A 22,314-nucleotide genomic window follows, 5' to 3' on the forward strand; every position below is an offset into this window, starting at 1 on the left:
CGAGGAGGCAGATGATGGCCACCGACGTGGCGGGCGTGCGGATCCCGCTCCGCAGCGCCGGACACGACGTGCGCGCGGTCAAGGTCGTGCTCCACCGGGAGATGCTGCGCTTCGTCAACGACCGCACCCGCATGCTCTCGATGCTCGTCCAGCCGGTGCTGTGGCTGTTCGTGATGGGCACCGGGTTCGGTTCGCTGGCCCAGGGGGCGATCCCGGGCATCGACTACCGCACGTTCATGTACCCCGGCATGATCGCGATGACGGTCATCATGACCGCGATGTTCTCGGCCGGGTCCATCGTGTGGGACCGCGAGTTCGGCTTCCTGCGGGAGATGCTCGTCGCCCCGGTCAGCCGGGGGGCGATCGTGGTGGGCAAGTGCCTGGGCGGGGCGCTGGTCGCGGTCGGTCAGGGCGTCGTCATCCTCGCCCTGGCGGGAGCCGTCGGCGTGCCGTACGACCCGCTGCTGATGGTGACGCTGCTGGCGGAGATGTTCCTGGCGGCCTTCACCATCACCGCGTTCGGCGTCACGCTGGCCGCGCGGATGAAGAACATGCAGACCTTCTTCGGTCTGATGCAGATGGCCGTCATGCCGATGATGTTCCTGTCCGGCGCGATGTTCCCCCTGGGGAACCTGCCCTCCTGGCTGCACGTCCTGACCACGGTGAACCCGCTCACCTACGCGGTGGACCCGATGCGCCAGGCGGTCTTCTCCCGCCTGGACGTGCCGCCCGAGGTGGACGCCACGCTCAACCCCGGCGTGAGCTGGTTCGGCTGGCAGGTCCCGGTCCCGCTGGAGCTCGGCCTGGTCGCCCTCATCGGCGCCGTCCTGCTGGGAGTGGCGGTCGCCCAGTTCCGCAGGAGCGACTGACGTCCCGGACACGCTGACGTCCCGGACACGGGGCGGCCCGGGTGCTCGAGCACCCGGGCCGCCGCTCACGGCCGGGCCCGCCCTCGGGGGGGCGCGCCCGGGGTCCGCGGGCCCCGGCTCCGTCAGGGCCCGCTCGGGTCAGCTCCCGACCTCGGATCAGCGCTTGACGCGGACGTAGTCACTGCGGCTGGAGTCGCCGTAGAAGTCCTCGTCGCCCTTGAAGACGAACTTCCAGTAGCCGGACTGGTACGCCTTGACCTTGGTGTAGAGCTTGCCGCTCCCGGTGGACCACGTGTTCTTCACGAAGTACCACTTGTGCGAGCCCTTGGGCTTGAAGTACAGCCCGACCTTGGCGCGGTAGCCGTCCCAGCCCCAGTCGTCGCGGACCTGGAGCTTGCCGGTGAACTTCAGGTACCGGGCGTGGCGGACCGGTTCCGGCGAGGCGTTGAACTTGACGACCCGGCTGGCCTCGCGCTCGGGCTCGGGCTCCGGCTCGCGGACCGTCACGTGGACGGCGTCGCTGCCGCTGCCCTTGACGCCCTTGGCCCCCTCGAACACGGCGCGCCAGTGCCCGGAGGCTCTCGCGTCCAGGTCGGCGCCGAAGCGGCCGTGGCGGTCGGTCCAGTCGGAGACCACGTGCTCCCAGCGGGACGCGCCGTCGGCCCGGAACACGATGTGGACCTTCTGGCCCCGGTATCCGTCCCAGCCCTTGTCAGTCTCGACCTGCAGGCGGCCTCGGACGTGGATCGTGTCGCCCTCGTCCACCGTACGGGGCCAGACGTGGAAGTCGACGATCCGGCTGTAGACGAACTTCGGTGGTTCCTTGACGTCGACGCGGTCGCTCTGGCTGACCGAGTCCCTGGCGGCGGAGGTCTTGGCGAATTCCGCCCGCCACCAGCCGGTCTCCTCGGCCGTGACCGTGGCCGAGAACGAGCCGTCCGAACCGGTCTTGACCTTGACGATCTGCCGGTAGGCGTCCGTGCCCCTGGCCTGGAAGGTGATCGCCACCTCCTGGTCGGCGTAGCCCTTCCAGCTCTTGTCCTCGTTCTCCTTGAGCAACTGGCCGGAGACCTTGATGCCCTTGCCCTTGAGGACCTCGTCGGGAGTGGCGTCGAAATCGACGATCTTGGTGCTGACGGGCGCGGGGGCGGCCTCCGCGCCGGCGACGACGGGGGCCGACGAGGGAGCCCCCGTGGCGGCCGTCGCGGCCGGGGCGAGAGCCAGGGCTCCGGCTCCGATGGCCGCCGCGACGACGATGGATCGGGTGCGTTGCAACATGCGGGTGTCCATCCTCCCGGTTGCGTGAACGCGGCATGAGGGTGCCACGTAATGGTTCTCCCAAGTAGACGTCTATAAGGCGGTAAACGTTGACAAATCTTACAAACAGTTATTAATAACTGTCGAATAGGACCGATCCACTTACCGTGGCGAACGAATGCGGTGAAGGACGGCGACGAGACCGGCTTGCGGAGACATAATCGTGCTTGTGGTGCGCGACGCTGTTGAGACCCACTTCGCCGAGGCGGTGGCGGCCCTGGTCCCCGGGGCTCCCCGCGATCCGGGCCTGCCGGTGCGCGCGGGGACGACCCTGACCGGAGCGCGCTGCCGGGAGCTGTTCGAGTTCCAGCTCGGCAGCCGGCTGCTGGATGTCGCCGCGCGCTGGCTGCGCGAGCAGGGCGAGGGGTTCTACACCATCGGCTCGGCGGGTCACGAGGGCAACGCGGCCGTCGCCGCGGCCCTGCGCGTCACCGACCCGGCCCTGCTGCACTACCGTTCCGGGGCCTTCTACCTGACACGGTCCGCGATGGCCGGGCGGCTGCCCGAGGAGGGCCTGCGCGACGTACTGCTCGGCCTGGTGGCCGCGGCCGAGGAGCCGATCGCCGGCGGCCGGCACAAGGTCTTCGGCCACCCCGACCTCGCGGTGATCCCGCAGACCTCCACGATCGCCAGCCACCTGCCGCGCGCGGCGGGCGTGGCCTTCGCCGTCGAGCACGCCCGCCGGCTCGGCGTGGAGAGCCCGTGGCCGGACGACGCCATCGCGGTGTGCAGCTTCGGCGACGCCTCGGTCAACCACGCCAGCGCCCTGTCCGGCTTCAACACCGCCGCCTACGGCTCCTACCAGGGCCTGGGGATGCCGGTCCTGTTCGTGTGCGAGGACAACGGGCTGGGCATCAGCGTGCGGACCCCGGACGGCTGGGTGGAGGCCGCCCACCACCCCCTGCTGGAGTACTTCGAGGCCGACGGCTGCGACCTGGCCGACGTGCACGACGTGGCACGGGCCGCCGCCGAGCACGTCCGCGTGCACCGCTCCCCCGCCTTCCTGCGCATCGGCACCGTCCGGCTGATGGGGCACGCGGGCTCCGACGTGGAGCTGTCCTACCGGACCAAGCGGGAGATCACCGCCGACCTCGGGCGCGACCCGCTGGTGGCGACCGCCCGGCTGCTCGTCGAGGCCGGTCTGACCACCCCCGACGAGGTGCTCACCCACTACGAGACGACGCGTGAGCACCTGCTCAAGATGGCCCTGGAGAGTTCCCGCCGCCCGCGCCTGACCTCGGTCACCGACATCATGGAGCCGCTGGCCCCCCGGACTCCCGAGACCGTCGCCCCGGCCAGCGCGATCGCCGCCGCCTCCCGGGAGAAGGCCTTCGGCGGCCGGCTCCCCGAGCACGAGGGCCCGCTCACCCTCTCCCAGGCGATCAACCGGACCCTGGCCGACGCCCTGGCCGCCCACCCCGACGTGCTGGTCTTCGGCGAGGACGTGGCCCGCAAGGGCGGCGTCTACGGCGTCACCCGGGGCCTGCAGAAACGCTTCGGGGCGAACCGGGTGTTCGACACCCTCCTGGACGAGCAGGCCGTCCTCGGGCTGGCCCTCGGCTCCGGCCTCGCCGGGCTGGTGCCGGTCCCCGAGATCCAGTACCTCGCCTACCTGCACAACGCGCTGGACCAGATCCGCGGCGAGGCCGCGACCCTGTCCTTCTTCTCCCGCGGCGCCTTCCGCAACCCGATGGTGGTGCGCGTGGCCTCCTACGCCTACCAGAAGGGCTTCGGCGGCCACTTCCACAACGACAACTCCGTGGCCGCCCTGCGCGACATCCCGGGTCTGGTCGTCGCCTCACCGGCCCGGCCCGACGACGCCGCCGCCATGCTGCGCACCTGCCTGGCCGCCGCCCGCGTCGACGGCAGCGTCTGCGTCTTCCTGGAGCCGATCGCCCTCTACACCACCCGGGACATGTTCGACGAGGGTGACAACGGCTGGCTGGCGCCGTACGTCCCGCCGTCCCGCTGGGCGGAGACGCACGTCCCGGTCGGCCGGGCCCGCAGCTACGGCGACGGCCGCGACCTGACCATCGTGACCTTCGGCAACGGCCTGCGGATGAGCCTGCGGGCCGCCGTCAGGCTCACCGCCGAGGGGCACAGCTGCCGGGTCCTCGACCTGCGCTGGTTGTCCCCGCTGCCGGTGGAGGACCTGCTGCACGCGGCGGAGCTGACCGGCAAGGTGCTGATCGCCGACGAGACCCGCCGCTCCGGCGGCGTCTCGGAGGGGATCGTCGCCGAGTTGCTGGACGCCGGGTTCACCGGCAGGATCGCCCGGGTGACCTCCTCCGACAGCTTCGTCCCCCTGGGTGAGGCCGCCAGGCACGTGCTGCTCTCGGAGGGCGAGATCGAGGAAGCCGCCCGCAAGCTCCTCGGCTGACCCCCGCCGGACCGGCCCCTTCGGCTGGACCGCACCCGGGCCGCGGCGCCCCGCGTCCGCCCGCTGTCGCCATCAGACCGGATGTCGTGGGACGCTTTGCTCCGGCGTTCCGAAACCTCCGGGGAGAGTCGTTCCTTGACCGAAGTGTGGGTGACCCTGACCACGGCCCAGCCGAGACCGGACGAGTGGGTCGTGCTGCTGTCCGCGCTCACGGCGCTGGCCGTGGTGACATGGTCCACCTCGTGGCAGATCTCCCGGGGACTGGTCACCATCGCGCACGAGGGCGGGCACGCGCTGATGGCGCTGCTCACCCGGCGCAAGCTCCAGGGCATCCGCCTGCACTCCGACACCTCGGGCGTGACGCTCACCCGGGGCAGGCCGACCGGTCCCGGCATGATCCTGACCGCCGCGGCCGGTTACGTCGCGCCGTCGCTGCTGGGCCTGGGCGGCGCGTGGCTGACCTCCTCGGGCTACGTCGCCGTGCTGATCGCCGTCGTGATCGCGCTGCTGATCTGCATGCTGCTGCTGATCCGCAACCTGTTCGGGGTGGTGAGCCTGCTGGCCACCGGCGGGGCGATCGCCGCGCTGACCTGGTACGCCCCGCCGGACGTGGACGCGATCATCGCTCACCTGGCGGTCTGGTTCCTGCTGTTCGGCGGGATCCGGCCGATCCTGGAGTTGCGGCGCAAGCGCAGGTACGGCCGCGTGCCCGACTCCGACGCCGACCAGCTCGCCCGGCTGACCGTCCTGCCCGCCGGGGTATGGGTGATGCTGTTCCTGCTCGTCGCGGTCGCGTCCCTGGCCGGCGGCGCCTACCTGCTGGTCCCGCTGCCGGCCGGTCTCGGCTGACGACCCCTCCCGGCTCACCGCCTCGCCGGGCCCCTTCCGAAGGACCATGACAAAACTTGTACATCCTATCAATCCCAGCAAGTCAGGATATATCTCGTAGGTTGACTTTAATTCCTTTCATTATGTATTGTTGACAGTTAGTTGCCATAGTGGTTCTATTGGCGGATATCACCCCTCCCGCGAGAGCCGGTCGATGCTGCCCCACATGAACCCCGCGATGGCGATCACGCTCCTGCTTTTCCTCTTCGCCCTGGGCATCGCGCTCGTTCTGTGGATACGGCTCAGGCGGCTCGGGGCCCGGCAGGCCGCCGAACGGGAAAGGGCCGTCGCCCGGGCACGGGAGGAGTTCTCCCGGGACGTCCACGACCTCGTGGGCCACTGGCTCTGGCTCGCGTCGGTCAAGAGCGAGCTGGCCTACCGGCAGGCCGGCGGCGACACCCGGCTCCGCAGCGAGCTCGCCGAGGCGCTCCAGGCGGTGCGGCACGCCGCCCACGCCGTGCGCAACGCCTCGACGTCACACCGGAACCTCTCCTTCCAGGGGGAGGTCCTGCGGGCCGAAGCCCTGCTCTGGGGCCTGGGAATCGACTGCCTGACCCACGGGGACACCACCGGCCTGCCACCCGACCTGAACGCGGCACTGGCGGCCGTGGTCCGCGAGGGCGTCACCAACATGCTCAGGCACAGCGCGGCCGGCAAGTGCGTGATCGATCTGAGACGGGAGGAGAGCCGGCTGTCGCTGACTGTCGCCAACGACGGAGCCTCCGGCCCCGGCCGTTTCCCCCACGACCGCTCCCGGCCGACGCCACCCTCCGGAGCGCCCGTCTGCGCGTCCTCCCCCGGCTCCCCGCCCGTCTGCGCATCCTCCCCCGGCTCCCCGCCCGCCTCCGGCCCATGGCGGGATCCGCGTCCGCGGGCCGGGGGCCTGGACAATCTGCGGCAGCGGATGGCCTCTGTCGGGGGCACCGTGAGCGCCGCGGCCGGGCCGGACGGATGGTTCCGGCTGGTCGCCGAAGCCCCCGCCGATTTTTCTGAATAAATCTCACTTCAGTGCTCCTGCCTCGCATGACGCATACCTTCACCATCAGGGCTGTGAATTATGCATATGTGAGCGATGGAACTTGTAACTGGAAATAGCCGTGCATGTCCGGGATTCTCTCTTTGGAAGCAGCAAGGAGATCCCCGTGAATGACCAGTACGAGCTTTACTGCCTCGCGGATCCACTCTTTTACGACACTCTTGACGGCAGCCGCGGCGGCCACCCCGATTTCCCCCTCGCGTCCCGGGACGTCCCGGAGGGCTGGACGCACCAGGCGACCGACACGTGGATGCACTACGCGCCGGCCGAGGGGACGGTCCCGCCGCAGGGGTGGAAGATCCACGTGTCGGCGTGCGTGGAGGACGCCGAGCGCACCATCGAAGCGGTGTGGGACTACTGTGTGCCGCGGGACATCCCCTTCAAGTTCCTGCGCAGCCGGCCGGTCATGACGATGCTGAACTCCAAGGCCGCCGCCCGCGGATCGAGCGGCAAGCTGGTCACCGTCTACCCGCCGGACGACGGCCAGCTCGAACTCACCCTGAAAGAGCTCGACGTCCTGCTGCGGGGGGTCAGGGGACCCTACATCCTCAGCGACCTCCGGTACGGCGAGGGCCCGCTCTTCGTGCGGTACGGCGGCTTCGTTCCGCGCCACTGCAGGGGAGACGACGGCGAGCCGGTTCTGGCCCTGGAGGACGGGGAGGGGAACCTCGTCCCCGACGTGCGCGGCCCCTCCTTCAGCCTTCCGTCGTGGGTGACGCTGCCGGCCTTCCTCGAACCCCATCTGGCCGCGCGCAACGCGGTCACCACCGCGGGCCTGCCGTACGAGATCGAGAGCGTCATCCAGTTCTCCAACGGCGGCGGCGTCTACCTCGGCCGGGACCTGCGCACCGACCGGCGGGTGGTGCTGAAGGAGGCGCGTCCGTACGCGGGGCTCGACACCCTGGACCGGGACGCCGTGACACGGCTGGCGCACGAGCGGGACATACTGGAGCGGTTGTCCGGGCTGGACGCGGTCCCCACACTCGTCGACTACTTCACGCTGGGCGACCACCACTTCCTGGTCCAGGAGTTCGTCGACGGCAACCCGCTGCAGCGGCTCCTCGTCCAGAAGTATCCGCTGACCCGGGCCTCCTGCGGCCCGCGCGAGCTCGCCGACTACACCGACTGGGTGCTCGACGTCCTGCCCAAGGTCCGGGCCGCCGTCGAGTCCCTGCACGGACGCGGGGTGGTCTTCGGCGACCTGCACCCGAACAACATCCTCGTCACCGCCGAGGGCCGCATGGTCCTGATCGATTACGAGGTCGCGACCCTCGCCGAGGACCGCGCACGCGCCACGCTCGGCCATCCCGCCTTCGCCGCGCCCCGCGACCGGCACGGCGTCGAGACGGACGCCTACGCCCTGGCCTGCCTCTGCTTCGGGCTCTTCGCCCCCCAGCTGATGATCATGCAGATGCTCGACCGGGGCAAGGCCGCCCAGCTGGCGGTCCTGATCAAGGAGGCGTTCCCCGTCCCGCCAGAGGTGATCGACGACGCGGCCCGGACGATCGCGGGCACGGAGCCGGTGACGTCCCGGCCGGCGCCCCGACCCGGCCACGACGACTGGCCGCGGGTACGGGACGCCATGGTCCGCGCCATCCTGGCCAGCGCCACCCCCGGCCGCGACGACAGGCTCTTCCCCGGAGACCCCGCCCAGTTCGAACCCGGCGGCGGCCTCGCCTTCGCCTACGGGGCCGCCGGGGTGCTCTACGCGCTGGACGCCGCCGGGGCCGGGCGCTTCCCCGAGCACGAGGAGTGGCTGCGGCGCCGGGCCCGGGACCCCGAGCGGGGAGCGCGCATCGGTTTCTACGACGGGCTGCACGGTGTGGCGCACGTCCTGGACCTGCTCGGCCACCGCCAGGACGCGCTGGACATCGTGGACAGGTGCCTGCGCGAGAAGTGGGAGCTGCTCGGCACCGGCCTGTTCGGCGGCCTGGCGGGGATCGGTCTGAACCTCCTCCACCTGGCCCGCGGCACCGGCGAGCGCGCCCTCGCGGATGAGGCGCTGCGCGCCGTCGGCATCTGCGCCGACCGGCTCGGCGGTCCCGACGACGTGCCCGAGCTCAGCGGCGGCTCAGGCCCCCGCGCCGGCCTGATGTACGGCTCGGCCGGCTCCGCCCTGCTCTTCCTGCACGCCTACGAGCACACCGGCGACGCCGCACTGCTGGAACACGCCGCCGTGGCGCTCCGGCAGGACCTGCGGCGGTGCAGGACCACCCAGGACGGGACGCTCCAGGTCGACCAGGGCTGGCGCACGCTGCCCTATCTCGACGAGGGATCCGTGGGCATCGGCCTGGTCCTGGCCCGCTACCTGGCCCACCGCGACGACGAGGGGTTCGCGGCCGCGCTCGACGCCTGCCGGCTCGTCACCCGCGGCAGGTACTTCGTGCAGTCCGGCCTGTTCACCGGCCGGGCCGGCATGATCGCGGCTCTCGGCGGAGGGCTGGGCCCCTTCCCCGACGGTCCCGGCACAGACCTGGCCGAGCAGATCAGAGGGCTGGGCTGGCACGCGCTGAGTCATGGCGGCGGGCTGGCCTTCCCCGGCGACCAGCTGCTCCGGCTCTCCATGGACTTCGCGACCGGCACGGCCGGAGTCCTGTTCGCGATGAGCACCGCGCTGAACGACTGCCCGGTGTTCCTCCCCTTCATCCAACCGCCCGACGGTGCAGGCGCCCCGGCAGAGGCATCGCCTGCGCACGGAACCGTCGAGCGGCCCACCTCGGCGAACAACTGAAGGAGGTGTAAGCACATGGTACTTCTCGACCTGCAGTCCCTGGAAGCCCCCACCGGCGGTGGCGGCGGCGGCGGCAGCACGCTGACCGCGCTGACCTGCAACTCCGGCAAGCCCAGCAACCTCAGCGTTGCGCTCTGCCACTAAACCGCGCTCCGAGATCCATCTCCGAACGCAGAACCGATCCATCCCGAACACGGAACTGGAGTAATCCCATGGTCCTTCTCGACCTGCAGTCCCTGGAAGCCCCCACCGGTGGCGGCGGCGGCGGCGGCAGCACGCTGACCGCGCTGACCTGCAACTCCGGCAAGCCCAGCAACCTCAGCGTTGCGCTCTGCCACTAAACCGCTAGCGGTGTGAGTGTCCGGGACGGCCTTGCGGAGGCCGTCCCGGACCTTTCCTGTGCGGATCCTTCGGATCCTTCGCGGACTTCCCTTCACGGACGGCACGGCATGAGGAGGGACGAGTGCGGTCGTCGGATCGGCTGGTCACCCGGATCGTACGGCGCAGCGGCCCGTGGCTCGGCGTCCTGGCGGTCACCTCGGTGACCGGTGCGCTCGCGCAGTTGGCTCTCCCGTTCGTCCTGGGCCGGACGGTCGACGATCTCGTCTCGGCCGCGCCCTCCCGCGGGATGTGGCTGGGCGCCTGCGTCGCGATCGTGGTCGCGGCCGTGGCGTGCGACGCCCTCGGGGTCTGGGCGACCGGGGCCTGCAGCGCCCGGGCCTCGGAATGGCTGCGCCACCTGACCGTGCGGCACGTGCTCGGCGCCGGCCCCGCGCTGAACCGGCGCTTCTCCGAAGGAGAGCTGGCCACCCGGGCGGGTGTCAACGCCGAAGAGGCGGGCCGCGCGCCGGAGACCCTCGTCACCGGGGCGGCGCTGGTCATCCCCACCGCGGGGGGCCTGGTGGCGCTCACCCTCATCGACCCCTGGCTGACGCTGACCCTCGCCGTCGGCCTCGTCGTCATCGTGCTCGTGCTCCGGGCCTTCCTCCGGGTGAGCACCACCCTGGCCGGCGGTTACCAGGAGGCACAGGGCGACATCGCGGTCCGGCTGATCGACGCCCTGGCCGGGGCGCGCACGATCGCCGCCGCCGGAACCCTCGCCGAGGAGAAGGCACGGGTACTGGCCCCGCTCCCCCGGATGCGCGCGCACGCCATGGAGATGTGGCGGGCCAACGCCCGCGCGGGCGTGCAGGCCGGTGTCGTGGTTCCGCTGCTGGAGGTGGCCGTGCTCGGGGTGGGGGGGATCCGCCTGGCCTCGGGCGATCTCTCCGCCGGGGAGCTGTACTCGGCCGCCCGCTACGTCGTCCTGGGGGCCGGGCTCGGTTCGGCGCTGGGGTATGTGGGCCGCCTGGCCCGGGCGCGCGCCGCCGCGGGACGGATCGCCGAACTGCTCTCCGAGCCGGTCAGGACCTACGGCCGCCGGTCCCTGCCGCCCGGTCCGGGCCGCCTGGAGCTCAGAGGCGTCACCGCCGGCGGCCTGTCCGGTGTCGACCTGACGGTCCCGGGAGGGTGCGCGGTGGCAGTGGTCGGCCGGTCGGGCGCGGGCAAGTCGGTGCTCGCCGCCCTCGCGGGCCGTCTGACCGATCCCTCCGGCGGCGAGGTGCTCCTCGACGGCGTCGCCCTGCCCGAGCTGTCCCGGGAGGCGCTGGGCGGGGCCGTCGGCTACGCGTTCGAACGCCCCGTCCTGATCGGCGAGACCGTCGCCGACGCCCTCGGCCTCGGCCTGCCGGAGCCCGGTCCCGCGAGGCCTCCCGGGAGCCCGGAGACGCCGCAGTCCCCGGAGCGGCTGGAGACGCTGCGGGCGGCCGCCCGCGCGGCGTGCGCCGACGCCTTCGTCAGGAGGCTGCCCGCCGGGTACGGCACCCCGCTCGCCGACGCCCCGATGTCCGGCGGGGAGCGGCAGCGGCTCGGCCTGGCCCGCGCCTTCGCGCACGGTCGCCGCCTGCTCGTCCTGGACGACGCCACCTCCAGTCTCGACACCCTCACCGAGCGCCGGGTGAGCGAGGCTCTCACCGGCGAGCTGGGGGGCCGTACCCGGCTGATCGTGACGCACCGGGCCGCGACCGCGGCGGCGGCCGACCGGGTGATCTGGCTGGAGGACGGGCGTGTGCGCGGCTACGACCGGCACCGGGCGCTCTGGGACGATCCCCGCTACCGGGCCGTCTTCCAGGCCGCGGACCGGACGGGCGCACCGTGAACCGGCCGGTCCGCCGGGCGCTCCGCCGCGATCCGCGTCTGCTGGTCAGGCTCGGCCTCTGGTCCGTCCTGGAGAGCGTGCCCGCGCTCGTCATCGGCCTGGCCGTCGCGCGGGCGATCGACGACGGCTTCGCCGCGGGCAGACCGGTGACGGGCCTGGCCTGGCTGGCCCTCCTCGGCGGCGCCTGGCTGGTCGCCGCGCTCGGCGCGCGGCAGGTCATCCTGGCCGTCGCCGCGATCGTGGAACCGTTCCGGGAGGATCTGCTCAGCCGCGTCGTCGAGGGTGCGCTGGACCGGTCGGCCGCGCCGGGGCCGGGCACGGAGTCCTCGGCGGTGGCCCGTTCGAATCTCCAGGTGGAACTGGCCCGCGACGCCCTGGCCTCGGTCATCACTGTCGTCAGGTCCTTCGTCTTCACGGCGGTGAGCGTGCTGCTCGGGCTGATGACACTGATCCCGCAGGTGCTGGTGCTGGTGCTGCCGCCCTTCGTCGCGGGTCTCGTCCTGTTCCTGCTCTCCCTGCCGGCGCTGGCCCGGCGGCAGCGGGCGTTCCTGCTGGCCGACGAGCGGACGGCGGAGTCGGTCACCGCCGTGGCCGGCGGGCTGCGCGACATCGCGGCCTGCGCGGCCGAGGATCGGGTGGCCGCCGCGGTGGGGCGCCGGGTGAGGGAGCAGGCCGGAGCCGGGCGGGCGCTCGCGCGGGTCACCGCCGCCCGCACGCTGTCGCTGGCGGTGGGGGGCTGGTCGCCGGTCGTGCTGGTGCTGGCCGGCGCTCCCTGGCTGCTGTCCGAAGGAGCCGGAGCCGGCGTGATCCTGGGCGCCCTGGTCTACGTCACGCAGTCGCTGGCCCCGGCCCTGGGCAATCTCGTGGAGGGACTGGGCGTCAGCGGGGTCCGGCTGTGGGTCTCCCTCGACCGCATCGAGGAGTCCGCGCGGAGCGGCGAGGGCCTGCCCCGCGCGGCGGGGAGCCGCCTGCCGGCCACCGGCGGCGGGGCCGAACTGCGCGGCGTGACGTTCGCCTACGGGCCGCACGCCGAGCCCGTGGTCGCCGGTCTGGACCTGTCCGTCCCCGACGGGGACCATCTCGCGGTGGTCGGGCCCAGCGGCATCGGCAAGTCCACGCTGGCCGGGCTCGTCGCCGGCGTGCTGCGGCCGGACGCGGGCGAGGTCCTGGTCGCAGGTGTGCCCGCCGACCGTCTCGATCCCGCCGAGCGGGTGCTCATCCCGCAGGAGGCGTACGTCTTCCGGGGGTCCCTCATGGAGAACCTGACCTACCTCGTACAGGCCGGTGCGCAAGAGGCGGACGAGACGGCGGTGGACGAGGCGGTGGCGGCGGTCGGCCTGACCGGGCTGGTGGAGCGGCTGGGCGGCTACCGCGCCGAGATCTGCTCCTCCCTGCTCTCCCCGGGCGAACGCCAGCTGGTCGCGTTGGCCCGGGCCTACCTGACCCCGGCCCGCCTGATCGTCCTCGACGAGGCGACCTGCCATCTCGATCCGGTGGCCGAGGCCCGTGCGGAGAAGGCGTTCGCCCGGCGCGGCGGCACGCTCCTCGTCATCGCCCACCGGCCCGCCTCCGCTCTGCGCGCCCGGCGCGTCCTCGTCATGGACGGCACGCGCGTGCGGCTGGGGACGCACGAGGAACTACTGTCCTCGTCCCCCCTCTACGCCGACCTGGTCGGCCGGTGGGACCCCCGAACCGCCTCCGCGGAGGCGCCGTCCGGCGACCGGCCGGACGTTCCCTCCGGACATGTGGCTTGACATCTCCCCGGACGTCCAGGAGCCGATGCAATGATCTATCCCCCCGCCGAGCGGCAGCCGATCGTCGACCACCTCCACGGGCACGCCGTGCCGGACCCGTACCGGTGGCTGGAGGATCCGGGGGACCCCCGGACCGGGGAGTGGCTGGCCGCCCAGGACGAGCTGTGGCGGGCCTGCGCCGCCGCCCTGCCCGGCCGCGACCGCTGGCACGCCCGGGTGACCGAGCTGGGCGCGGTCGGCACGGTCACGGCGCCGCTGTGGCGCGGGCCGCGCCGCTTCTTCCTGCGGGGCGCCGCCGGGCAGCGGCACCCGGTGCTGTACACCGCCGGCCCGGACGGGAGGGAGGAGGCGCTGATCGACCCCAACATGATCGACCCCTCCGGAATGACCGTCCTGGACCGCTGGCAGCCCGACCTCTCCGGCCGGCTGCTGGCCTACCAGCTGTCGCGGGGCGGGGACGAGCGCTCGGAGCTGCGGGTCATGGACATCGCCACCCGGCGGATCGTGGACGGCCCGATCGACCGCTGCCGCTACGCCCCGGTGGTCTGGCTCCCGGACGGCAAGGCGTTCTTCTACGTCCGCGACCGGCGGGTGCTCCTGCACCGGATCGGCGTGCCCGCCGCCGACGACGTCGTGATCCGCGCCGAGGAGCGCTCCTACGGCCTGGGCTCCAGCCACGACGGCCGCTGGCTGACGGTCTCGGCGCCGGCCGGGACCGGCAACGACGTCTGGCTGGCCGACCTGGACGCCTCCCCGCCCGAGCGGCCCGGCCTGCGGGTGGTGCAGGAGGGGGCGGACGCGGTCACGGTGCCCGCCGTGGGCCGCGACGGCCGGCTGTACCTGCTCACCACCCTGGGCGCGCCCACGGGCCGGCTGTGCGTCGCCGATCCGGCCGATCCCGGTCCCGAGGGCTGGCGGGAGCTGGTCGGCCCGGACCCCGAGGCGGTGATCTCGGACTTCGAGGTCCTCGACGGCCCCGGCCGCCCGGTGCTCCTCGTCGGCCGGACCCGGCACGCGATCAGCGAGATCGGGGTGCACGACCCGGTCACCGGCGAGCGGGTGGGAGAGGTCCCGCTGCCCGGGCTCGGCACCGCCGGCCGGATGTCCGCGCGTCCCGAGGGCGGCCACGAGGTCTGGTTCTCCTACACCGACGGCGTCACCCCGGGCAGCGTGCACCGCTACGACGCGCGCACCGGGCGGACCGGGCTCTGGGCCGCCGCGCCCGGCGCCGCCGACGTGCCCGAGCTGGAGTCCCGCCGGATCGTCTGCACCTCCGCCGACGGCACACCCGTGCGGATGGTCGTGCTCGCCCTGCCCGGGACCGGGCCCGGACCCGGTCCGAGGCCCGCGATCCTGTACGGCTACGGCGGGTTCGGGATCTCGCTGACCCCCTCCTACTCGGCCTACATCCTGCCGTGGGTGGAGGCCGGAGGCGTCTTCGCTCTCGCCCAGGTGCGCGGCGGCGGCGAGGAGGGTGCGGCCTGGCATCGCGACGGCATGCTGGAGCGCAAGCAGAACTCCTTCGACGACTTCACGGCCGCCGCGGAGCGGCTGATCGCCGACGGCTGGACCACGGCCGGGATGCTGGCCGCCTGCGGGGAGTCCAACGGCGGGCTGCTGGCCGGGGCCGCGATCACCCAACGGCCCGGGTTGTTCGCCGCCGCCGCCTGCTCGGCCCCGCTGCTCGACATGGTCCGCTACGAGCTCTCCGGCCTGGGCCCGTCCTGGCGCGGGGAGTACGGCTCCGCCGAGGACCCGGAGCAACTGGGCTGCCTGCTGGGCTACTCGCCGTACCACCGGGTCCGCGAGGGCGTGGACTACCCGGCGACGCTGCTGGCCTCGTTCGGCGGCGACACCCGGGTGGACCCCCTGCACGCGCGGAAAATGTGCGCGGCGTTGCAGCACGCCACGTCGGGCGACCGGCCGATCCTGCTCCGCCACGAGGACGGCGTCGGGCACGCCGCCCGGGCCGCGGACCGGGCGGCCGGGCTGGCGGCGGACATGCTGGCCTTCCTCGCGGCGCACACCGGGCTGGGGCCCCCGCCTCCCGGCCTGTGACGGCGCCCGGGGCGTGTGAACGGCCGCGGGACAGCCGTGCCGGCCGCTGAACGGCCGCGGGACCCGGCCACGCCGGCGGCGGAGCTCAGACCCGGGAGCGGTGCCGGATCAGCCCGACCTCGCCGACGTCGTCCGGCCAGAGCCAGCCGTCCTGCCTGGCGATCCTGATCGCCTCCACGCGGGTCCTCGCGCCGACTTTCGACAGGATCCGCGACAGGTAGTTGCGGACCGTGCCCCCGGACAGGTAGAGCCGGTCGGCGATCTCCTCGACCGGGGCCCCCTCGGCGGCCACCTTCAGGACCTCCAGCTCCCGGCGGGTCAGCGGGTTCTCTCTGGCGCTGAGCGCGGCGACGGCCAGCTCGGGGTCGATGACCTGCTCACCGCGTGCCACCCGGCGCACGGACTCGGCGAGCTGACCGGCGGGGGCGTCTTTGACGACGAAGCCGCGCGCCCCGGCGTCCAGCGCCCTGCGCAGCGCGGCCGGTGTCGCGAGACCGGTGAGGATGACCGTGCGGCAGCCGGGAAGAGCGCGCCGCAGCCTCCCCGCGGCGGTGATCCCGTCGGTTCCGGGCAGGCCGATGTCGATCAGCGCGACATCGGGACGGTGACGCAGGCACGCCTCCACCACCTCGTCACCGTGCCCCGCCTCTCCGACGACCTCGATGTCCTCCTCCGTCGAGAGCAGGGCGACCACCGCTCCCCGCACCAGGTGCATGTCCTCGGCTATCAGGACATTTATCACGCGCAGTCTCCCTCTCACGGTGACGTACGAGCCATCTCCCGGATCCCGGTACTACACAGGGGAACCGGCCGACTACGCCGTACCCCAATTCGACCCGAGGGAACGGCGAATGCTGACCGGTTCCGGCCAACACGTAATTCAAATGGGTATAACGTCCTGTTTTGCTAATTTGAGATGGTTCAGCGGGCACGGAGGGCGGGATTGTCGGGCGCAGGCCGTACGGTATACCGCGTGCCAGAGACCAACCACGAGATCACGCTGGACTCCGCCCTGGGCGAGGAGGCCGTGCTCGCGACCTACCGCCGGATGTTCGCCGCGCTCGCGCGCGACAGCGGCGCGGTCGTGGACGACCCCGTCCTGGTCGACATCGCCGAGACCCTGTTCGCGGCGTTCGCCGAGGCCGGGGAGGAGTGGCTGACCCACGAGCAGATGCGGCACGTCTGCCGGGCCTACCCCCTCGACATGTTCGAGAACCGCCTGCGGGTGCTCAAGGGCCTCGGCGCGATCCGCGAGGTGTTCCCCAAGCCCAACCAGCTCCGCTACCGGGCGTCGTTCACCAGCGTGGTCGGGCTGATGTTCATCCGGCGGATGATGGACGACGGCGGCCAGTCCGAGATGCACCGCCTGCTGGCGCTGGAGGATCTCAACGTCGCCGACCCCCGCACGACCATGGAGGAGGCGCGCGCCAGCGCGCAGAACCTGGCGCGGGCGTTCCGGCTCTGGGCGCTGGAGCTGGTCACCCTGACCGGCGGCACCATCGAGGAGCTGCGCGAGCAGGCCCCCAAGCTCTGGGGCACCGAGGAGATCGCCCGCCGCGCGCAGAGCCTGCACGGCACGATCCTGAACCGCTGGCCCGACCTCGACCGCACCTGCACCGAGCTGCGCGCCGCGATCTACGCCTACAGCGACGCCTCCCGCCGCGCGGCCGGACGGCTGGCCGACTCCGCGGGCACCACGCGCAACCTGACGCTGCTGCCCGCCGAAACCTGGCGGACCTTCGCCCAGACCGCGAGCAAGGAGCGGCTGGCCGCGGTGCTCGACGGTTTCGTCTTCGACGCCCCCGCGCCGTGGCACGACCCGGCGGCGATCGTCCGGGCGGTCGACGAGAGCCCGCGCCCCGCGCCCGCCCAGCCCACCCCCCCGCGCTCGGCCCTGCCCGACCCCGGCCCGGCCGACTCCTACGATTCCGGCGCCGACGGGCTCGACCGGCTGACCTCCGTCGCCGAGGGCGCGCTCGGCACGCGCTCCTCGGTCCGGATGGAGGAGCTGCTCACCGCCGACGGCGAGTGGGTCTCCGCCCGCCGCCTCCTGGCCGACCTGGTCGCGATCGACCTGCGCCCCGAGTCGCCCTACCGGCTGCGCTGGACCGACGGCCTGACCGCCGGCCCCGGCGCCGAACCGGCCTGGCTCTCCCACGGGGTGCTGGAGAGGACCGACAGTGACGCCTGAGGTGACGCCTGAGGTGACGCCTGAGGTGACGCCGGAGCCTGGAACGACGCCGGAGCCTGGAACGACGCCGGCCCCCGAGACGACGTCGGCGCCCAGGGTGGCGCCCGGGGTGGCACCCGAGCTCGCGCACGCGCGGGCCAGGGCGACCGGGCCGCTCGCCCTGGCCGCGGACGAGCCCTCCCCGCCGGGGATGATCCGGCTCGCGCACGGCGACGGCTCCGGTTTCGCGCTGCCCGCCTGGCCGGACGGGGCGACCCCCGCGCTGCTGGAGGAGTACCAGGTCGCGCCGGTCCACGTGGAACGGTCCGGGGAGACCCGGCGGGTGCTGGCCGCCGCGCTGAAGTGCTGCTGGAACGACCTGACCGCCGATCCCTGGCCGGGCGTGCCCGCTCCGGCGGACGACGTGCTGGCGGCCTACCGGGCGTTGATCGGCCGGGGCGACGACCTCATGCGCAACTGGGCCGTGGGCGCGCTGCGCCGGCTGCACGACTCCGCCTGGCTGGTGGTCGGCGACGGCCTGGTACGGCTCGGTCCCCGGTGCGCCTCCTGGCCCGCCGAGTCGCACGCGCAGCTGCGCGAACTGGTGCGCCGCCTGCCCGCCCCGGGTGAGGAGACGGCCGGGCTCGACGTGCTGCCCACCTCGGGGGCCGCGGAGACCGGCGGGACCGGCGGGACCGGCGCGAGCGTCACGCTGCCCGAAGCGGTGGACGAGGACCTGCTCGGCCCGCTCGACGAGCGCCGCCGGGCGGAGGTCGTCGCCGCCTTCATGGCGGTGGAGCACGGCGCCGAGCCGGTGCACGAGGCCCGCTTCCCCGCGCTGCGCGACCCGGTGCTCCGCCGCGTGCTCGCCGAGCTGCTCCAGCGGCGCGGCCGGGTCCTCGTCCCGGGGCGGGAGGTCTGGACCTCGGGCTACGCCGACGACGCGGCGGCCGGGGCGGGCACCGTCCTGGGCGAGGCCGAGCGCGCCGTCCTGACGCTGGTGCTGATCCACTCGGTGGCGATCCCGCGCGCCGAGGGCGTGCTGCCCGCCGACAGCTGGTCCTCGCCGTTCCCCGCCCAGGTGGAGGAGCTGCGGCGGCACACCATGATGCCGATCGGCGAGCTGGAGGCCGCGCTGCGGGTCCTGCGCCACGCGGGGCTGTTGAGCCAGGTGAAGGCCGGGGAGGAGGCGGGCGGCTACGTGCCGGGCCCGCAGTTCCACCGGCTGACCGGCCCGGCCCGGCGGCGCCTGCAGGAGGAGCTGATCCTCGCCGCGGGCCCGAACACCCCGCTGGCGGCGGCCGTACGGGCCAGGCGGCGGTGAGCGCGGCGGACGACGGAATCCTCGCAGGGATCACGGTCCTCGCAGGGATCACGGAGAGCACAGCGACAGCCACGGCGGGGGCCGCACCCATGGCCGCGCCGGGGCACCGAGGGAAGGAACGACAGGGTTGACCGAGCAGCCGAGCCTGGTGGCGGTGGACACGCGGCCGAGCGCGCCCAGCGAGAACGTGGTCGGCGACCGGGTGCTGATCGCCGTGCAGGCGGTCAACATCTCCCGGCTGTCCACGCACCCGGTGCCGATCGTGCCGGGCACGCTGATCGTGGTCGCCGGAGCGGGCCCGAAGGACTCCAACGGCGCGGGCAAGTCCTCCTTCATCGCGATGATCACAGCGCTGCTCGGCGACGAGCAGTGGCGCTTCGCCTCCGGCGCGAAGGCCGTCTCCGAGCTGCTGTTCAACGCCGAGCTCGCGGCCGGGGGCGGGGGCCGGGCCTGGGCCAGCGCCTCCCACGGCTACATCGCGGGCGTCTTCGCCGGTCCCGGCACGATGGACGACGCGGTGACCGTGTGGTTGCGGGTCAACCAGGAGGCGCCGCACCTGGAGATCCGGTGGACGCGCGGGGTCCGGGTCGCCGCCGCCGCCTCGGAGGCGGAGCGGGTGGCGCGGGCCGACGAGGTGTGGGCGACCCTGCCGCGCTCGGCCGGGCGGCGTGACGTGGTCGCGCGCGACCTGACCAGGTTCCTGTACGGCGACCGCGTGCGTTGCGTGTCGTTCCTGTCCACCTCGGTGCGGAGCAAGGTCGCCACGAACCTGCTCTCCCAGCCGCTCAACGAGATCTCCCCGGAGCGGATCTTCGAGGCGATCGCCGCGCTCACCGGGCTGGACGCCGAGCTCGACCAGGAGCGGGAGGCCCGCCGCGACGAGCACGCCAAGCGGGTCCGGGCCGCGCGGGCCGTGGAGCTGCTCAAGGAGTTCGAGGACGAGTCCCGGACCCTGCTGGAGACCTTCGACCGCCGGGACCGGGCCCGGGTGTCCCTGGCGGACGCGCTGCGCTGCTGGCGGGGGCGGCTGGCCCGCAGGCTCGCCGACGCGACGCGGCGGGACGAGACGCTCGCCGCCGAGCTGACCCGGTTCCGGCGGGAGGGCGAACGCGCCGCGGAGGCGATCGAGACGGTCCGCGCGGAGATCGCCACGCTGAAGGACGACACGCTGGACCGCGGCCTGGCCGAGGCGCGCGGGGAGCTGGCCGCCCTGCAGGCCCGCGCGGCCAGGCTCGACGCCGACCGGGCCGTGGCGGAGAACTCCGCCGACGAGCTGCGCGGCATGATCCCGGCGCTGGAGGAGCGGCGGCGGCTGGCCGACGGCCGTGACGTACGGGCCGCCGAGAGCGAGCTGGCGCAGGCCAGGCTCCGGCTGACCGAGGCGTTGAAGGCCCTGGGGGTGGCCGACCGGGAGGCCGCCGGTGCCGCGGCGGCGCTGGAGGACGCCGAGGGCGGCCCGGCCGCGGCCCAGCTCAAGGCGCTCGCCGGGGCGGGCGTCGGGGCGAGCGGGCTGCTCGACGCGATCGACGTGGCCGAGCAGGCCCGTGACGGCGCGACGCCGGACGGCGAACAGGCCGGGGATGCGAGCGGCGCGGCGGCCCGGACCGCGGACGGGGGCGCGAGCGGCGCGGCGGGCCTGGTCGCCGTGACCGGGAGCCGGGGCTGGCCGCAGGAGCACGCGGTCGTCGTCGACGCGGCCGATCTGGAGGCGGCGGCGCGGGCGCTGGCCGCCCTCCCCGGGTCGGTGCTGGTCAGCTCGGCCGGGGTCACGGTGGTGGGTTCGTTCGAGGCGGTGGCCACCGGCCGGGAGGCCCGGATCAAGGCCGCCGAGGTGCGGCTGCACCGGGCGCGTGACGCGCAGGAGGCGGCGGCGGAGGCCGTACGGGCCGCTGAGGACGGGGTGGCCGAGGCCGAGCGGCGGCTGGAGGGCGCCCGGGCGGCCGTGGGGCTGGCCGACGTCGAGCGGCGGCTGGCCGAGCGGCGGGCCCGGCTCACCGAGCTGACCGAGGCGCTGGCCGGGCTCACGCCCGCGATCGCCACGGCTGAGCAGCGGGTGAGCACGCTGGACTTCCGCGCCCGGACCAGGAACATGGAGATCGAGCGGCTGGAGGGCCGCCGGGCCCGCCACGAGGCCGAGCGCGACCAGGCCGGCGAGCAGGCCGCCCGGGTCGCCGCCGACCGCGCCGCCCTGCGGCTGGACGAGCTGACCCGGGAGTGGGGCGGGACGGCCGAGGGCGCGCACGAGTGGCTGGACGCGCTGGGCGACGACGAGCGCCCGCTGACCGCCGAGGAGTGGTGGCGGGCGGCCGAGCGCCGCCTGGACGAGGCCCTGCGCGCCACCTTCCCCGCAGACGACGAGGAGACGCCCGAGGAGCTCCGGTTCCTCCTGCGGGAGCGGAGCGAGCCCGGTGCGGGCCGGACCGCCCGGGAGCAGGCGACGTTCCCCGGCGTGTGCGCGGCGCTCTCGTCCTACCTGCGCGGCCAGGAGGAGTACGAACGCCACCAGCGCCGTCAGATCGAGGCCCAGCTCGCCACCCGGCAGCGGGACCTGGCGGCCGCCGCCAGGGGCGCGGAGGAGGCCGCCCAGTCCACCGCCGTGCACCGCGCGGCGCTGACCGCCGCGATCAAGGCGCGGCTGACCCGGGTGGCCGAGGAGTTCGAGAAACTGGACACCTCCTACGGAGGGTACGGCGCGACGCTGGAGTTCCCCGTCCCGCCCGCGCCCGCCGACCCGGAGCAGCGCTGGGCCTGGCGGGTCGTCCCGAAGTGGCGCCGGGGCGAGGGCCAGGGCTTCGTGCCGTACAACCGGCGGGCCAACACCGCGCTGATGGACGAGAAGGCCGTGAAGCTGGTCTGCGCGGCGGCGATCGCCTCCTCCGGCGGCGGGCATCTCTGCCTGGTCCTGGACGAGCTGGGCCGCAACCTCGGCAAGGAGCACCGCCGCGAGGCCGTGGCGCTGTTCCGCCGGATCGGCGAGACCTACGGGATCACGGTGATCGGCGCGCTCCAGGACGACATGGAGCCCTACGCGGTGGACGCCTGCGGGCAGTACGTCAAGCTGCGCCGCTCCTCCGACGCCATGCCGTACAACGAGCCACCGGTGATCATCGGTCACGACCGCCACACCGAACGGGTGCGCGCCCTGGCCTCGGCGGTGAGCCGGTAGGGGACGCGGGGGTCCTCAGCCGGTGGTCAGGGACGTGGGCTCCAGGGGCGGCCCGCCGGGTGTCACCGCCGGGGCCGCCCGCGCGGTGCGGGCCCGCCCGGCGTCCTTGGCGGCGTAGAGCGCGGTGTCGGCGCGGCGCAGCAGTCCCAGCGCGCTCTCCCGGCCGTCCCACAGAGCCAGGCCCGCCGAGAAGCTCTGTCCCTGCGGGGTGACGACCCGCAGGGCGGCCAGCAGGTGCTCGGCGTCGTCCAGGGTGCGGCCGGGCATCAGCAGCACGAACTCCTCACCGCCGTAGCGGGCCAGCATGTCGCCGGAGGTGATCACCAGGCTCCAGGCGGTGGCGGCCCCGGCCAGCAGCTCGTCACCGGCCTGGTGGCCGTGGGTGTCGTTGAAGCGCTTGAAGTGGTCGAGGTCGAGCAGGGCC

The 22,314-nt window shown here is 73.7% G+C and carries 16 protein-coding genes; 13 read left to right on the top strand and 3 right to left on the bottom strand.

Features of this window, described 5'->3' with window-relative positions:
* Positions 1 to 11 precede the first annotated feature (11 nt).
* Complete coding sequence (locus IEZ08_RS15670; protein ID WP_068924480.1) at positions 12 to 869, top strand: ABC transporter permease; 858 nt, start codon at positions 12 to 14, stop codon at positions 867 to 869.
* A 156-nt stretch (positions 870 to 1,025) separates the two neighbouring features.
* Here IEZ08_RS15670 and IEZ08_RS15675 read toward each other — a convergent pair whose 3' ends face one another.
* On the bottom strand, positions 1,026 to 2,147 hold the full coding sequence (locus IEZ08_RS15675; RefSeq protein WP_189242371.1) for a hypothetical protein: 1,122 nt from the start codon (positions 2,145 to 2,147) through the stop codon (positions 1,026 to 1,028).
* Positions 2,148 to 2,358: 211 nt separating this feature from the next.
* On the opposite strand from IEZ08_RS15675, the gene IEZ08_RS15680 reads away from it, so the two are divergent.
* The 9 genes from IEZ08_RS15680 (at position 2,359) to IEZ08_RS15720 (ending at position 15,230) form a co-directional block, all read left to right on the top strand.
* On the top strand, positions 2,359 to 4,566 hold the full coding sequence (locus IEZ08_RS15680; RefSeq protein ID WP_068928943.1) for a thiamine pyrophosphate-dependent enzyme: 2,208 nt from the start codon (positions 2,359 to 2,361) through the stop codon (positions 4,564 to 4,566).
* A gap of 135 nt (positions 4,567 to 4,701) precedes the next feature.
* Positions 4,702 to 5,415 (top strand): M50 family metallopeptidase, encoded by a 714-nt coding sequence (locus IEZ08_RS15685; protein WP_218061735.1) that lies wholly within the window; start codon positions 4,702 to 4,704, stop codon positions 5,413 to 5,415.
* 205 nt (positions 5,416 to 5,620) lie between these two features.
* Complete coding sequence (locus tag IEZ08_RS15690; RefSeq protein ID WP_189242372.1) at positions 5,621 to 6,451, top strand: sensor histidine kinase; 831 nt, start codon at positions 5,621 to 5,623, stop codon at positions 6,449 to 6,451.
* Positions 6,452 to 6,596: 145 nt separating this feature from the next.
* The gene (gene lanKC, locus IEZ08_RS15695; protein ID WP_068924488.1) at positions 6,597 to 9,221 is read left to right on the top strand and encodes a class III lanthionine synthetase LanKC; all 2,625 of its coding nucleotides are present in this window, start codon (positions 6,597 to 6,599) and stop codon (positions 9,219 to 9,221) included.
* A gap of 15 nt (positions 9,222 to 9,236) precedes the next feature.
* Positions 9,237 to 9,365 (top strand): SapB/AmfS family lanthipeptide, encoded by a 129-nt coding sequence (locus tag IEZ08_RS15700; protein ID WP_141704130.1) that lies wholly within the window; start codon positions 9,237 to 9,239, stop codon positions 9,363 to 9,365.
* A 68-nt stretch (positions 9,366 to 9,433) separates the two neighbouring features.
* The gene (locus IEZ08_RS15705; protein ID WP_141704130.1) at positions 9,434 to 9,562 is read left to right on the top strand and encodes a SapB/AmfS family lanthipeptide; all 129 of its coding nucleotides are present in this window, start codon (positions 9,434 to 9,436) and stop codon (positions 9,560 to 9,562) included.
* A gap of 122 nt (positions 9,563 to 9,684) precedes the next feature.
* A complete protein-coding gene (locus IEZ08_RS15710) occupies positions 9,685 to 11,418 on the top strand; it encodes an ATP-binding cassette domain-containing protein (protein ID WP_068924490.1) in 1,734 nt (577 codons plus the stop codon).
* Positions 11,415 to 13,172 (top strand): ABC transporter ATP-binding protein, encoded by a 1,758-nt coding sequence (locus IEZ08_RS15715; protein WP_068924492.1) that lies wholly within the window; start codon positions 11,415 to 11,417, stop codon positions 13,170 to 13,172. The genes IEZ08_RS15710 and IEZ08_RS15715 overlap by 4 nt, the downstream gene beginning before the upstream one ends.
* A 30-nt stretch (positions 13,173 to 13,202) precedes the next feature.
* Positions 13,203 to 15,230: a prolyl oligopeptidase family serine peptidase gene (locus IEZ08_RS15720; RefSeq protein WP_068924494.1), complete on the top strand. Its 2,028-nt coding sequence runs from the start codon at positions 13,203 to 13,205 to the stop codon at positions 15,228 to 15,230.
* 85 nt (positions 15,231 to 15,315) lie between these two features.
* On the opposite strand, the gene IEZ08_RS15725 is transcribed toward IEZ08_RS15720, so the two are convergent.
* The gene (locus tag IEZ08_RS15725; protein WP_068924496.1) at positions 15,316 to 15,972 is read right to left on the bottom strand and encodes a response regulator transcription factor; all 657 of its coding nucleotides are present in this window, start codon (positions 15,970 to 15,972) and stop codon (positions 15,316 to 15,318) included.
* 231 nt (positions 15,973 to 16,203) lie between these two features.
* Here IEZ08_RS15725 and IEZ08_RS15730 point away from each other — a divergent pair, with 231 nt between their 5' ends.
* The 3 genes from IEZ08_RS15730 to IEZ08_RS15740 all read left to right on the top strand — a co-directional run bounded on the left by IEZ08_RS15730 (position 16,204) and on the right by IEZ08_RS15740 (position 21,890).
* Complete coding sequence (locus IEZ08_RS15730; protein WP_189242373.1) at positions 16,204 to 17,421, top strand: hypothetical protein; 1,218 nt, start codon at positions 16,204 to 16,206, stop codon at positions 17,419 to 17,421.
* A gap of 109 nt (positions 17,422 to 17,530) precedes the next feature.
* Positions 17,531 to 18,724 carry a hypothetical protein gene (locus tag IEZ08_RS15735; protein ID WP_189242374.1) on the top strand — a complete coding sequence of 398 codons (1,194 nt, stop codon included), beginning with the start codon at positions 17,531 to 17,533 and terminating at the stop codon, positions 18,722 to 18,724.
* 127 nt (positions 18,725 to 18,851) lie between these two features.
* Positions 18,852 to 21,890, top strand: a complete 3,039-nt coding sequence (locus IEZ08_RS15740) for a coiled-coil domain-containing protein (RefSeq protein ID WP_229803138.1) — start codon at positions 18,852 to 18,854, stop codon at positions 21,888 to 21,890.
* 15 nt (positions 21,891 to 21,905) lie between these two features.
* Here the strand turns inward: IEZ08_RS15740 and IEZ08_RS15745 are convergent.
* The coding region (locus IEZ08_RS15745; RefSeq protein WP_189242375.1) for a GGDEF domain-containing protein at positions 21,906 to 22,314 on the bottom strand (409 nt) is incomplete at its 5' end.

The organism is Planobispora rosea (assembly GCF_014648175.1).
Classification (GTDB): domain Bacteria; phylum Actinomycetota; class Actinomycetes; order Streptosporangiales; family Streptosporangiaceae; genus Planobispora; species Planobispora rosea.